10 protein-coding genes and 1 tRNA gene are annotated in these 13,375 nt (G+C 62.3%); 2 read left to right on the plus strand and 9 right to left on the minus strand.

All coding sequences use genetic code 11. The features are described 5' to 3' along the window. Window positions 1–98 precede the first annotated feature (98 nt). Window positions 99–1,139: a selenide, water dikinase SelD gene (selD, locus tag AC3CBN_RS14995; RefSeq protein WP_488633807.1), complete on the plus strand. Its 1,041-nt coding sequence runs from the start codon at window positions 99–101 to the stop codon at window positions 1,137–1,139. 17 nt (window positions 1,140–1,156) lie between these two features. On the opposite strand, the gene AC3CBN_RS15000 is transcribed toward selD, so the two are convergent. From AC3CBN_RS15000 to selA, 3 genes are all read right to left on the minus strand, one after another. Then, window positions 1,157–1,252: transfer RNA gene (locus AC3CBN_RS15000), tRNA-Sec, on the minus strand. Between the two features lie 11 nt (window positions 1,253–1,263). Then, the gene (gene selB / locus AC3CBN_RS15005) at window positions 1,264–3,198 is read right to left on the minus strand and encodes a selenocysteine-specific translation elongation factor (RefSeq protein ID WP_488633808.1); all 1,935 of its coding nucleotides are present in this window, start codon (window positions 3,196–3,198) and stop codon (window positions 1,264–1,266) included. After that, entirely contained in the window at window positions 3,195–4,628 is a 1,434-nt protein-coding gene (selA, locus tag AC3CBN_RS15010) for an L-seryl-tRNA(Sec) selenium transferase (protein WP_488633809.1), read from the minus strand. Before selA ends, selB begins: the two co-directional genes overlap by 4 nt. A gap of 343 nt (window positions 4,629–4,971) precedes the next feature. Here selA and AC3CBN_RS15015 point away from each other — a divergent pair, with 343 nt between their 5' ends. Continuing rightward, window positions 4,972–6,024, plus strand: a complete 1,053-nt coding sequence (locus tag AC3CBN_RS15015) for a permease (RefSeq protein ID WP_488633810.1) — start codon at window positions 4,972–4,974, stop codon at window positions 6,022–6,024. 19 nt (window positions 6,025–6,043) lie between these two features. Here AC3CBN_RS15015 and fdhE read toward each other — a convergent pair whose 3' ends face one another. From fdhE to AC3CBN_RS15045, 6 genes are all read right to left on the minus strand, one after another. Then, window positions 6,044–6,994, minus strand: a complete 951-nt coding sequence (gene fdhE / locus AC3CBN_RS15020) for a formate dehydrogenase accessory protein FdhE (protein WP_488633811.1) — start codon at window positions 6,992–6,994, stop codon at window positions 6,044–6,046. Continuing rightward, window positions 6,991–7,647, minus strand: a complete 657-nt coding sequence (locus tag AC3CBN_RS15025) for a formate dehydrogenase subunit gamma (protein ID WP_488633812.1) — start codon at window positions 7,645–7,647, stop codon at window positions 6,991–6,993. The genes fdhE and AC3CBN_RS15025 overlap by 4 nt, the downstream gene beginning before the upstream one ends. Continuing rightward, window positions 7,644–8,558 carry a formate dehydrogenase subunit beta gene (fdxH, locus tag AC3CBN_RS15030; protein WP_488633813.1) on the minus strand — a complete coding sequence of 305 codons (915 nt, stop codon included), beginning with the start codon at window positions 8,556–8,558 and terminating at the stop codon, window positions 7,644–7,646. Before fdxH ends, AC3CBN_RS15025 begins: the two co-directional genes overlap by 4 nt. Before the next feature lie 10 nt (window positions 8,559–8,568). Next, window positions 8,569–11,001, minus strand: a complete 2,433-nt coding sequence (fdnG, locus tag AC3CBN_RS15035; RefSeq protein ID WP_488633814.1) for a formate dehydrogenase-N subunit alpha — start codon at window positions 10,999–11,001, stop codon at window positions 8,569–8,571. A 48-nt stretch (window positions 11,002–11,049) separates the two neighbouring features. Then, a complete protein-coding gene (locus tag AC3CBN_RS15040; RefSeq protein WP_488633815.1) occupies window positions 11,050–11,892 on the minus strand; it encodes a hypothetical protein in 843 nt (280 codons plus the stop codon). A 419-nt stretch (window positions 11,893–12,311) separates the two neighbouring features. Then, on the minus strand, window positions 12,312–12,986 hold the full coding sequence (locus AC3CBN_RS15045) for a VOC family protein (protein ID WP_488633816.1): 675 nt from the start codon (window positions 12,984–12,986) through the stop codon (window positions 12,312–12,314). Window positions 12,987–13,375 lie beyond the last annotated feature (389 nt).

The raw sequence follows: 13,375 nt of genomic DNA on the forward strand, positions 1-13,375 counted from the left end.
GACATAGAGCAGCCCCTCGCATGCTTTAAGTTCTTTGGCTTTTCGCTATGCTTGGCGGCACTTGGATTTCGCGCCATCCGAACTTTCGTAGGATCTATATGACCTCCGTTCGTTTGACCGACCTCGCCCATGGTGGCGGCTGTGGCTGCAAGCTCGCACCTTCCGTGCTTCAGGAATTGCTTGCCAACAAGCCTGCTGCGATGCCGTTCGCTCAGCTCCTGGTGGGTACCGAGTCCAGCGACGATGCAGCCGTTTGGCAGGTGGACGAGCGCACCTGCGTAATCGCCACGACCGATTTCTTCATGCCGGTGGTCGACGACCCCTACGATTTCGGCCGTATCGCCGCGGCCAATGCGCTGTCCGATGTGTACGCAATGGGTGGCAACCCGATCATGGCATTGGCCATTCTGGGGATGCCGCTGAACAAAATAGACGTGTCGACGGTGCGCGCGATTCTTGCTGGAGGCGAAGCGATCTGCGCGGAGGCCGGCATCCCCATTGCCGGCGGACACTCGATCGATTCGGCCGAGCCCATTTACGGTCTCGCGGCGATTGGGCTGTGCGAGCCCGCCAACGTGCGCCGAAATTCCGGCGCGCAACCGGGCGACGCCCTTATCCTCACCAAGGGTATTGGCGTCGGCATCTATTCGGCTGCATTCAAGAAGCTGGCCCTGCCGGCCCATGCGTACGCAGAGATGCTCGCCTCGACCACGTTGCTCAACCGCATCGGGCGCGAGCTGGCCAAGGATGAGGACGTGCATGCAATCACTGATGTCACCGGCTTCGGCTTGCTGGGGCACGGCCTGGAAATGGCTGTTGCCAGCGGATTGCAACTCAGGATTGAACAAGCACGCATTCCCTTTCTTACCCAGGCCGAGGCTTTGGCGCAAGCGGGCTATGTGACGGGCGCTTCCCAGCGAAACTGGAATAGCTACGGCGATGGCGTCACCCTGCCCCCGGACCTGCCGGAATGGCGCCGCGCGCTATTGACCGATCCACAGACCTCGGGTGGCCTGTTGGTCGCGTGTAAGGCGGAGCGAGCTGAGGCAATCCGCGCGATGATCGAGGCCGCTGGCTATCCGCGCGTGAGCATCATGGGCGCGGTAGCGGCGGGCACTCCGGGCATCCAGGTCATCTGACAAAGCCACGAATGGGTTGGCGGAAGAGAGTGGGAGTCGAACCCACCCGAGACAGTCTGGCTGCCTCACCCGGATTTGAAGTCCGGACGTCCCACCGGAGACGATTCTCTTCCATTTGGCACGGTTACATCGGGGCAGGTCCGAACAGGTCGAGATACCGTACCTGCATCCTACGCAGGGTGCTGTGATTGAGCGTAACGCCGTGCCGGTCGAAAAACTCCAATATCTGGATGGCGACTTTTCGACCGCTGTCGATGCGGTCGCGAAACTGCGCCGCAGTAAACCGCCCGTCAGTCGCATGTGCGGCGATGTCCGCGGCGATCAGCACCATTTCATGCACCGCGGCGCGAAGGAAGAAATGGTCGTGCGCCACTTCGTCGACCAGGCCCAACCGCGCTGCGAATATCATCAGCTGTCGGATGTCCTGCTCCGGACGCGCAAGCGTTCCAGCGATGTCGCGCACCCGTGGCGGGCGAAAACGGACCTCTCCACCCAGCAACGGGGCGATCGTTTGCCATAACGCTGCACGTGCCGGACTCAACTGCAGGGAATGGTCGGCCATCCGCACGAAGGCGCCAGCGCGAACCACGCGGCCAGCAAAATCTGCATGCTGAAGGGCCTGTGCGAAGGCGGCCGCCGGCAGCCTGGGTTGCAGTGCCAACCGCAGTTTCTCCCTTCCCAGGCCCTGCACATCGGGATGCGTCGCATGGAAGGTCTGCAGACATTCGACCAGGGCAGCAACGAAGCGCTGCCACTGTGCCTGGCTGATGGCGATGCGCACCTCGCTGACCGGGAATACCACTGGCGAGAGCACGGCGGCGATGTCACTGCACCTGGCCACAGACAGCGCGCGATCCCGGGCGAAGGCCGAGAGATCCCATGCGAACGGAGGTGCCTGGAGCAAGGCGGCGAAGGCCTCTCGCGGGTCGGCCATGGCCAGCGCCGCGCGCTGGGTTTCGCGTTCCGCGGTGCGTCGCTGGCGCGAAGGTGCGCGCAGATCGAGGAACTGGCCGCCGCCTATCGTGCGCTGGGCGGATACGTCGCGCAGCACGAAGCGATCAAGCGCAGCGGCGGCGATGGGTCGGCTCAATACCAATTGGACGTCTGTCGTGCCACCGGGCAACAGATGCTCGCCTTCAAGCAAGACGACGCGTGCACCGACCTCGACAGCACAATGATGCAGGCGCACGGGAAACCACTGGCCGATGGGCTTGGGTTCGCCGGGCAAGAGTTTCAGGCGCGCGTCGATGCGGTCGGTAGGCGCATGAAGGAAAGGGTCGACGACCATGTCGCCGCGATGAATCGCATCCTTAGCGATGCCATCGCCAGCGAGGTTAAGCGCACAACGGTCACCGGCGGTCGCGCGCTCCACTTCACGGTTCTGCGCGTGCACCGAGCGCACTCGCGCGGCCTGCCCTGAAGGGCTGATCCGTACCTGATCCTTGACCTGCACCATGCCGGACAACACGGTGCCGGTCACCACCACGCCGATGCCAGGCAACGTAAACACTCGGTCGACGGCCAGGCGAAAAAGGCCTTCGCTGGCACGCTGGTCCAGCGCGTGCGCGTCGGCGGCGAGTCGATGGCGCAGCGTTTCGATGCCGAGGCCGGTGACCGATGAGACCGACACAATGTCCACCCCTGCGAGCACGGTGCCAGCGGTCGCTTGGCGAATTTGCGCGCTCACATTGGCGAGTTGTTCGGGCGTGACCAGGTCGGCCTTGGTGAGCGCAATGACGCCGTGCTCGATGTGCAGCAGGTCCAAAATCGCCAGATGTTCCAGGGTCTGTGGCATCACGCCGTCGTCGGCTGCTACCACCAGCAGAGCGATATCGATGCCACTGGCACCGGCCACCATGGTGCGTACAAACCGCTCATGACCGGGCACATCGATGAAGCCGAGGATGCTGCCGTCTTGCAACGGAAGAAAAGCAAAGCCCAGGTCGATGGTGATGCCGCGGACTTTTTCCTCTTTCAGGCGATCGCCATCGACACCGGTCAAGGCCCTTACTAGCGCGGTCTTGCCGTGGTCGATATGGCCCGCCGTGCCAACGATCATGGAGCGTGCACGGCGGGGTCGTCGGTGTTGAGCTGGGCAAGTGCCGCCAGAAACAAGGATTCATCGGCTTCGGTCAGGCAGCGCAGGTCCAGGCGCAGCGCCCCGTCGGCAACGCGGCCGATGATCGGACGTGGCAACTTGCGTAGCGCGCCAGCCAAGTGTTCCAACGCGCCCTGGCTCCCGCGCGCACGGATCACCAGGGCGGCACTGGCAAGCGTATCCAGCGGTAATGCGCCGGAGCCAACCTGGCTGACGCAGTCACCCACCTCAACCACAAAGGCATCGCCGAAGCGCTCGGCCGCAACGGGTTGCAAGCGTTGCGCCTGCGCTTGGATATCGCTCTTGCTGCGCGCCAGGAATCGCAGGGTCGGCAGCCGCTCGGCAAGACGATCGGGATCGCGATACAGATTCAGGGTGGCCTCGATGGCAGCCAGGCGAAGCTTGTCCACGCGCAGCGAGCGCTTCAGTGGATTGCGATTGATCTGTTGGATGAGAGAACGATGACCGACGATGAATCCGGCCTGCGGGCCGCCCAGCAATTTGTCGCCAGAGAAGGTGACGAGCTGCGCGCCCTCGCCCACCGCTTCGCGCACGGTGGGTTCCCTGGCGAGACCGTAGCGCGACAGATCGACCAGACTGCCGGAACCGAGATCGTTCAGCAGCGGCACGCCGGCGGCATCGGCAATGGCCGCCAGTTCGCGCGCACCCACTTCCGCGGTAAAACCCTGGATGCGGTAGTTCGAGGTATGCACCTTGAGCACGATGCCCGTTCGCTCGTTGATCGCGCTGCGGTAGTCGGCAGCATGTGTGCAGTTGGTGGTGCCTACTTCCAGCAAGCGCGTACCGGCGCGCGTCATGATGTCGGGCATGCGGAAAGCACCGCCGATCTCGATCAGCTCGCCGCGCGACACCACCGCCTCGCGGCCGAGCGAAAACGTGTTGAGGCAAAGCAGCACGGCCGCGGCGTTGTTGTTCACCACGGTGGCGTCTTCCGCGCCGGTCAATTCACACAGCAGGGACCGCAGGTGATCGTCGCGTTCGCCGCGCTTGCCCTCGTCCAGGTCGTATTCCAGAGCTACGGCGTAGCGCATCGCGCTCACTGCTGCGTCGATCGCCGCTTCTGCCAACACCGCACGACCGAGATTGGTGTGCAATACGGTGCCCGTGAGATTGAACAGCGGACGCAAACCCGGCACGCGCGCCTCCAGCCATGCGCCGGCCCGTTGCGCGAGTTCGTTGGCGCTGGGTGCCGTGTCGGGATGGGTGCGCAAACCTGCACGCGCGTCGTCGATCACGCGGCGGATGGCATCGGTCATCGCGATGCGTCCGTGTCGTTCCAGCAGCAAAACCGCCTCGGCCGTTGCCAACACAGTGGCAACCGCAGGAAGCTGGCGCAGAGAGACGACCTCGGGTTCAGCCATGGCGCTCATCCAGTGGCATCGCCGGTCACTCAGGCATGGACTCGAGTGCGCGGCGACGATGACTCGGGTTGTCCCTATGCTGCGGGGCAGACTGAGCCCGGTCAAGGCAAACCATCGTGCGGGAAGCCTGGTGCTCGCGCGTGCACATCGGGTTCACAGAACCCCGGTCGCGCCCTGGCTATTGCATACGCCATGGTGACTTTGGCCGAACGCCGTAGCATGCTGGGTAAAGCGACTGCACTGGCTGCAGCGTTGGTCTTGCCCCTCCGCAGTGCGTTCGGCCTGCGGTATCTGGCGGCAATGGCGTGCCCTGTAGGGCCGTGATGTCCCAGACCCTTCGTGGGGGATTTCCATGCCTGCCGCCCTGCACACAGCGCGTCATGTCCGCTGGTCCGTTTTCGTGTTGCTGGCTATCGCCGGCCTGTTCTATGTGAAATGGCATCCGTACTACGGGCGCGCCTTTGTGGCTGCGTCCCAGCATTCCATCGGCCATTCGATCCTGATGGGTGATCAGGCGAGCGCACCGGCACCGTCATGGAGCGCCGCGCTCGGCTACGCGCTGGCTTATGGCAAAGCCATCTGGCAGGCGATGGTGCTGGGTTTGCTGCTGGGCTCGGGCGTGCAAGCCTTGCTGCCAGTGCATTGGGTGGAGCGAGTGCTTGGCCAACGCGGTTTCGGCAGCGTGTTGGCCGGCGGCCTGCTGGGCGTGCCGGGGATGATGTGCACCTGCTGCGCATCGCCGGTGGTCGTGGGCTTGCGCGAACATCGGGCGACGCCGGGCGCGGCGGTCGCGTTCTGGCTTGGCAACACGATGTTGAATCCGGCGACACTGGTATTTACCGGCTTCGTGCTCGGCTGGCACTGGACCTTGTTGCGCTTGCTGCTGAGCGTGCCGATGGTGTTCGGGCTTGGCCACCTGGCCAATCGGATGGCGGCGGCGGGCCCGGCCGTGCCGACCCCATGGCAACCGATGGAGTCGGAGCCACTTTCATGGAGTGAGACGCTCAAACGCTGGGCGCGCATCTTCGTGCGGATGACGGTACGGTTGATTCCCGAATACCTGGTGATCGTCTTGCTGTTGGGCGCGACGCGCGCCTGGATGTTTCCTCACATTGGGCCGGAGATCGGCAACCAATGGTCCTGGATTGCCGCACTATCGCTGACCGGAATGCTGTTCGTCATTCCCACGGCGGGTGAAGTGCCCATCGTGCAGGCCATGCTGGCGCTGGGGCTGGGAGGTGGGCCGGCAGCGGCCTTGCTGATGACCCTGCCGCCGGTAAGCCTGCCGTCGCTGGTGATGCTCGGGCGTTCCTTCAACTTGCGGGTGTTGGCAGCCCTTGCCGCGGCGGTGGTCGGCTTTGGCATCCTTGGTGGCACGCTGGCGTCATGGCTTGGCATGCACTGAAGCGAGCTGTCTGCGGTGGCTATTCGGCCACCGCTTCGCTATCGCCAACCAGCAGCAGCGGATTGGGTGCGTGACGGGCGAAGCCCGCTTCCGTCACCAGGATATCCAGGCCCAGCGACGCAAGATCGTCCGCATACGGATCGACCTGCGTGTCCTGCAGTTGGTAGAACAGCTTGGCGTAGGTGTGGCATTCGGCGCAGGTCTCGACCTTTACCACGCCTTCGTCGCCTTCGATGCCTTGCAGGAATAGCTTGCGCGTGCCGCCGCAGGTGATGCACACCGCGCGCACGTGATTCCACGCGGTGGAGCACAGCGAGCAATACAGATAGCGCGCGCCGGGCGTCACACCGCTGGCAGTGATCAGGCCCGATACCGAAGGCGAACCGCAACACGGGCAAAGTGCGCGTTCCTCTAGCAGGCGTAGATCCTCGGTCTGCAGGCGAGCTGCTGAACACGTGAAATACACCTGCAGCGCAGCGGCGACGAAGACCACCGCCCCCACGTCCGAGGCTTCCAGCTCGCCGCGCAGGAAATGGTCGGCTAGCGTTTCCAGCGAGGCCGCATCGCGATGCTGCAGTTGGTCCATAGCCTCTACGGCGGCAGGCGGTAGATCGCTGCGATCCATGCGATCGAGCAGCAACTTCAATCCTTCACGCCACGACGCATCGCGATGATGACCATCCGCCGCCAACGGCGGCAAGCGTGCCTCGACGGCCTGGACAACAGCCGCCGCACTGATTTCCGAAGCAGGCGCCAGCGTTGTGGCCACGTCGTGCTGCGCACGCGCGAGCATCGCCATGAATTGCAGCCAGGCCTCCATCGGATGACCGTCGGCCAAATGTTCCAGTCGCTGTGTCGTGGCAGCGAACCGCTTGGCTGGATTGGCGAGCAGGATCGGATCAGGTGCCTTGACGCCGGCATGCTGGGGGCCTGTCCATTTGCCCTCGGGCGGTGCGCCAGCCTGCTTCATGGACGCTTCCTGATGCCAGTCTTGTCATGGCCGGAGGCCATATCCCACAGCCATTTGCGATGGTGGCGCCACGCCCAGCCGGGAGTCACGTAGCCCTGGGTCATCGCGCGTATGGAGTGGCGCACCCAGATTCCCGCATACACATGAATGATCCAGATGATGATGGCGAGGAACGCCGCCGTGCTGTGAATCAGCACTGCCCCGCGCTGCACGGAGATCGACGTAGCTTCGCCGAAATACACCTCCCAGATCACCAGCCCGGTGAGAAACAGCGTGGGAATCAGCAGAGTCATTGACCAAAACACTAGCTTCTGGCCCGCGTTATTGCGGCCAACCGGTGGTATGTGTTCCTCGTCGTCTTCCACCACCGCCTCGACCGACTTCATCCATGCCGTGTCGTCCTTGTGCCAGAGGTTCGCGCGCCAGAATTGAATGATCATCCCGATGTAGCTCGCCATCAGCACGCAGCCAATCCAAGGATGCAGCGCCCTCGTCCATTGACCGCCGCCGAACAGGCCGGACAGCCAGAACATGATGGGATGGAACATCGACAGCCCTGACAGCACCATCAGCACAAAACAGATGGCGTTGATCCAGTGGTTGACCCGCTGGGCGGTGGTATAGCGAACAATGACGGTGTTGGAACGGATCATGGTGTGTTCTCCGTCTCTTCCTCCAGCACACGCCCGCCCTGCACCTCGTCCTCTTCCGTCACTTCATTGGGGCCATTCACGATGTAGTGGAAGAAGCCCACCACGGCAGCCAGCGCGATACCCATCATGGCCAACGGCTTCGCGATACCCTTCCACGCCTCCACCGCCGCGCTGATGTGCGGATTGTCGGGCAGGCCTGAATAAAGCGATGGCTTGTCCGCGTGATGCAGCACGTACATCACGTGCGTGCCGCCCACTTCGGGCGGGTCGTACAGGCCGGCATTTTCGAAGCCGCGCGCTTTCAGGTCCACAATGCGCTTCCCTGCCCAGTGCGTCATGTCAGTCTTGGAACCGAACATGATGGCGCCGGTGGGGCACGCCTTGACGCACGCAGGTTCCAGCCCAACTGCCACTCGGTCGGAACACAAGGTGCACTTGTACGACTTGTGGTCCTTCTTGCTGATGCGCGGAATGTCGAATGGGCAACCCTTCACGCAGTAGCCGCAGCCGATGCATTTGTCGCTGATGAAGTCGACGATGCCGTTGGCGTATTGCACGATCGCGCCCGGCGCAGGGCAAGCCTTGAGGCAACCCGGGTCTTCGCAATGCATGCAGCCATCCTTACGTATCAGCCACTCGAGATTGCCCTGCTCGTTCTCGTACTCGGCGAACTTCATCAACGTCCACACATTGGGACTCAGGTCATCGGGGTTCTGGTAAGAGCCCTCGAAGTGGCCGATCTCCTGCCGCAGGTCGTTCCACTCCATGCAGGCCGACTGGCAAGCCTTGCAACCAATGCAACGACTGACATCGATGAGTTTGGCCACTTGCTCCTCGGCGTTGCGTGCCGAGGGAGGCGTCATCGTCGATGCGGAGCGCCGGATGTAATCTTGCGATTGCAGATCGGACATGACGGCCTCCTCAGGCTGCGACCGGTGCGCTGGTCTTCTCGATGTTTACCAGGAACGCCTTGAATTCCGGCGTCTGCGTATTGGCGTCGCCCACGGAAGGCGTCAGCGTGTTGGCCCCGTAGCCTTTCCTGGCCTGGCCGGTGAAACCCCAATGCAGTGGCACGCCGATCACATGCGTCGGCTTGCCATCGACGGTGAGCGGCTTGATGCGCTTGGTCACATACGCCTTGCACACCACTTCGCCGCGCTTGGACGACACCTTGACCCAGCCGCCCTGCACAATGCCCTTCTCCTTGGCAAGCACTTCGCCGATCTCGATGAATTCTTCCGGCTGAAGGATTGCGTTGATCAGCGCATGCTTGGTCCAGAAGTGGAAGTGCTCGGTGAGGCGGTACGTAGTTGCCACATATGGGAAGTCCTTTGGACTGCCAAATGCTGCGCGGTCGTCAGCAAACACGCGCGCCGCCGGGTTGTTGTTTACCTTTGGGTGCAGCACGTTCTCCACCGGGGATTCCAGCGGCTCGTAGTGCTCGGGGAATGGCCCTTCCGCCATGAGTTTGCGGGCGAACAGGCGGCCCAAACCTTCATCGTTCATGATGAACGGACTGACGCCCGCGGATGGATTCAACGTAGGCGTGTAGTCGGGCACGTCGATGCCCACCCAGCGTGTGCCGTTCCACGAAATGACAGGCTTGGCCGGATTCCATGGCTTACCTTGCGGATCGGCGCTAGCGCGGTTGTACAAAATGCGTCGGTTGGCCGGCCATGCCCACGCCCAGTTTGGCGCAATGCCTTGCTCGCGTGGATCGGTGGCATCACGGCGGGCCATCTGGTTGCCCTTCTCGGTAAACGAGCCCGAGAAAATCCAGCAACCGGATGAGGTCGTGCCGTCATCGCGCAATTGCCCGAAGCCGTCCAGCAGCGTGCCAGCCTTGGTGACCGCACCGGTGGCCGGATCGGTGAGATCAGCCAATGCTCGACCGTTCATTTCCTTCGCCAAATCTTCCGGATTGGGGCTGAGCGGGTCGGTGTACTTCCACGTAAGGTTGAGCAATGGATCGGGGAACGCGCCACCTTCCTTACGATACAGCTCGCGCAGGCGATGGTAGATACCCGTCATGATCCAGATGTCAGACATGGCATCGCCCGGACCTTCCGCCGCCTTCCAATGCCATTGCAGCCAGCGCGCCGAATTCACCAGCGAGCCGCTTTCTTCGGCAAAACACGTGGTGGGAAGCTGGAACACTTCGGTCTGGATCTGGGCGGAATTGGCAGGATTCTGCGGACCGAAGTCCTGCCAGAAGCGCGAGGTCTCGGTATCCAATGGGTCCATCGTCACCAGGAATTTCAGCTTGCTCAAACCGCGGCGGATCTTTCCGCGATCCGGAAACGCCTGCAGCGGATTGAAGCCCTGGCAGAGGTAGCCCGTCATCTGGTCGTTGTTCATCATCTCGAACGCTTTGATGATGTCGTACAACGGTATGTCGAGCTTGGGCAGCCAGTCGAAGGACCAGTTGTTCTCCGGCGTGGCAGCATCGCCATACAGCGCCTTCATCAGGCTCACGAAGAATTTGCGGGTGTTCTGGTAGTAGCTGATCTGGCCGGGACGCAATGGCTTGAACTGCCGGGTCGACATGTAGATGTCGAAGTTGGTTTCCTTGTCGGTGGGCAGGTTCATGTAGCCCGGCATCTGATTGGAAAGCAGTCCGACGTCGGTCAATCCCTGAATGTTGGAGTGGCCACGCAAGGCATTCATGCCTCCGCCTGCCACGCCGATGTTCCCCAGCAGCAGCTGGACCATCGCCATGTTGCGGATGTTCTGCGCGCCCACCGAGTGCTGCGTCCAACCGAGTGCAAACAGGCTGGTCATGGCCTTGTCTGGCGCGCAGGTGCTGGCGATCAGCCCGCACACTTGCAGGAACTTGTCCTGTGGCGTGCCGCAAATTCGGGACACCATCTCCGGCGTATAGCGGGACACGTGATGCTTGAGCAGATTGATGACGCAACGCGGGTCTTGCCAGGTGTCGTCAAACTTGGCAAAGCCGTCCTTGTCCAGCTCGTAGTCCCAGCTCGACTTGTCGTAGGTGCGGGTTTCCTCGTTGTAGCCGCTGAACAGGCCGTCTTCGAAACCGAAACCGTCCTTCACGATCAGGCTCGCGTTGGTGTACGCCCGCACGTACTCGTGCTGGATGGCGTCTTTTTCGAGCAGGTAATGAATCACGCCATTGAGGAACGCAATGTCCGTGCCGGGGCGAATCGGCGCGTAGTAGTCGGCCACCGAGGCCGTGCGCGTAAAGCGCGGATCGACCACCACGAGCTTGGCGCCGTTCTCTATCTTTGCTTCGATCACCCATTTGAAACCGCAAGGGTGCGCTTCAGCGGCGTTGCCACCCATGACAATGACGACGTTGGCGTTCTTGATGTCCTGCCAGGTGTTGGTCATTGCACCGCGACCGAATGATGGGGCCAGACTGGCCACCGTCGGTCCGTGTCAGACACGCGCCTGGTTGTCGAACACCACCATGCCGAGCGAGCGAACCACCTTCCACGTGAGGTAGGAGGTTTCACTGGACGACGCCGAGGCCGCCAGCATGCCAACGCTGGTCCAGCGATTGACGGTGTCGCCAGCGGCATTCTTCGCGATGAAATTCTTGTCGCGATCGTCCTTCATCAGTCGGGCGATGCGATCCAGTGCGAAGTCCCAGGAGACGTCCTTGAACTCGGTGCCGCCCGGCGGACGATAACGCGGTGTTTTCAATCGCGTGGGCGCATGCACAATGTCGAGCAGCGCCGCACCCTTCGGGCACAGCGTGCCCCGATTCACAGGATGATCGGGATCACCTTCAATATGGATGATGTTGGAAAGCGCATTCTTGGCGCGATCCCCCAAGCTGTAGATAAGAATGCCGCAGGCGACTGAGCAGTACGTGCAGGTGTTGCGCGTTTCAGTGGCGTGGGCAAGCTTGAAGGGCCGTACGGCGGCGGCTTGCGCCACTCCTGAGGCTCCGAAGCCCAACATGCCGAGACTGGATACAGCCAGTCCCAAGCCTGTGAACTTGATGAACTCGCGGCGAGTCATTGGCATCGCTTGCGCTCCCGGGAAATTTGGCTGGACATACCGCCCGTTGAATGGGGGTCGTGGCTCGAAAATCTCCTTGCAGACAACGGGGGGTGCCTCCGTTGTCTGGACCAAAAATGTAGCATAGATCTCAGGATGGGGCTGGCACGCTTTATGCCGTTTCCAGATGCCCCGCGTCAGCCGGTCAGCGAACACACGACGATCGGACTGCTCGGCGCGCAAAGACTGGTTTTGCTGGCGCAGCGCGCCGAGCACGGCGTCGGCATGGCGGCGCCTTCTTGTTTGCCGCTCCTTGGCTGGCGCACCCTTACCTGCAAATGGTCGCAGGCGTGCATCACAACCGAGGCCTCTGGCGACGGGCACGGCGCGGATGGTGGGTAACGATGGACTGCCCCTGCCCAGTCGCCGGTGCGCTGTTCACGGCGGCATAAGTCACCGGCTTGCCGTACAAGCTGTCCTCTCGCGGCCGCAGGTAGCGCAGGATGTGTGCCTTCGCCTTTTCAAAGTCTTGGTAGGGATGCGGCCCTGAATGCGTCGCGCCGCGATGAAACAACGCTTGCCACCCATCTCCTTGGCAGGTCAGTTCGCAGATGGGGGTAGCGCCCGACGTCGAGCGGAAGTCGTACCGCTCGACCGACTCCTACATATTGAGCTCGCGGCATTCAACACGATTCTCACGTGGGTAGGTCCTTACCCGCCTGCTCGCTTATGAGGTACTCGGCGTACCAATCAGGCCAATTCTCATCGTGCTGGCCTCCGTTCCGTTTTTCATGCTCGCCATGCGCGGCCGCGGCCCGTCGCAGCGCAGCGGCGAGGTCCTTTGAAGAGGTGAATGTGGCGTCTGCAGCCACGCGCCCGGGCAGTCGCCGGGTGATCTCCTGAAACAGCCAGCCGTTACCGTCCGGATCACTGAAGGAAGCGAACGAACGGTAGCTGCTGCGCTCCAGGTCTGGACCGTTAACACGAGCTCGCCCGAACAGGTAGGGCTCGTCCGTGCCGGCGTGAACGCCAGCGGCGCCGTGGAATACGTCGCTTATCTCCACGCCGCGATCGACCAGTTCCTTGCGGGCCGCCTCTACGTCGGAGACGATCAAGTACAGGCCCTGGGCGGAACCTGATCTGGCCGCCGTAACGTTTTTGCCAAAAATGACCGAACACTGGGAACCGAATGGCGTGAACTGGACGACGCGGAAGTAGCCATCATCCGAGGCGAAGTCAGCATCCAGCCGCCACCCCAGGTCGGCGTAGAAGCGCTTGGCACGGTCAACGTCCGAAACTGGGATGACGACAACCTCCAGCTTCATGTCCACGCCCTGTGCATGCTGGGGCGTGACTGCTGCGCTGCTCATTCGAAACCTCCAACGACTTGACGCTACAACGCGGCCCTTGGTGGCCACAACAAAGGCGGTGAATGGAACCAAGGCCCGAATGTCGGGGCTAGTAGTGTGCCGTGAGCCGGGTGAAGCGGTCGTCGTTGCATCGGGCAGGCCGACGACGATGACACGGATAAGCAGCCCGACTGATCGTCGCCCTGGATTTCCGATTTCGGCGTCGTTGTCGCCCGAGATGACTTGACACCAATCGGATGGTTTCTCGCTGGGTTGTTCAGACCTTCCCTAACGCCCTGCCCGCTCGGTGAATCGATCGGTGAACTGGCTTTGGCAAGGTCGGCGCCCCGCGCAGCGGAGTCCCCCTCACGGGGTTGCCAAAAGGGCGACGTTCCGCGGCGAAGCGGCAA

The sequence above is a fragment of the Dyella sp. OK584 genome (assembly GCF_057787755.1).

Bases quoted from the DNA above. Each gene is read 5' to 3' on its own strand.
- fdnG (WP_488633814.1), bottom strand. From the start codon at position 11,001: ATGACCAACACCTGGCAGGACATCAAGAACGCCAACGTCGTCATTGTC.
- AC3CBN_RS15045 (WP_488633816.1), bottom strand. From the start codon at position 12,986: ATGAGCAGCGCAGCAGTCACGCCCCAGCATGCACAGGGCGTGGACATG.
- selA (WP_488633809.1), bottom strand. From the start codon at position 4,628: ATGAGCGCCATGGCTGAACCCGAGGTCGTCTCTCTGCGCCAGCTTCCT.
- fdxH (WP_488633813.1), bottom strand. From the start codon at position 8,558: ATGTCCGATCTGCAATCGCAAGATTACATCCGGCGCTCCGCATCGACG.
- selB (WP_488633808.1), bottom strand. From the start codon at position 3,198: ATGATCGTTGGCACGGCGGGCCATATCGACCACGGCAAGACCGCGCTA.
- AC3CBN_RS15025 (WP_488633812.1), bottom strand. From the start codon at position 7,647: ATGATCCGTTCCAACACCGTCATTGTTCGCTATACCACCGCCCAGCGG.
- AC3CBN_RS15015 (WP_488633810.1), top strand. From the start codon at position 4,972: ATGCCTGCCGCCCTGCACACAGCGCGTCATGTCCGCTGGTCCGTTTTC.
- selD (WP_488633807.1), top strand. From the start codon at position 99: ATGACCTCCGTTCGTTTGACCGACCTCGCCCATGGTGGCGGCTGTGGC.
- fdhE (WP_488633811.1), bottom strand. From the start codon at position 6,994: ATGAAGCAGGCTGGCGCACCGCCCGAGGGCAAATGGACAGGCCCCCAG.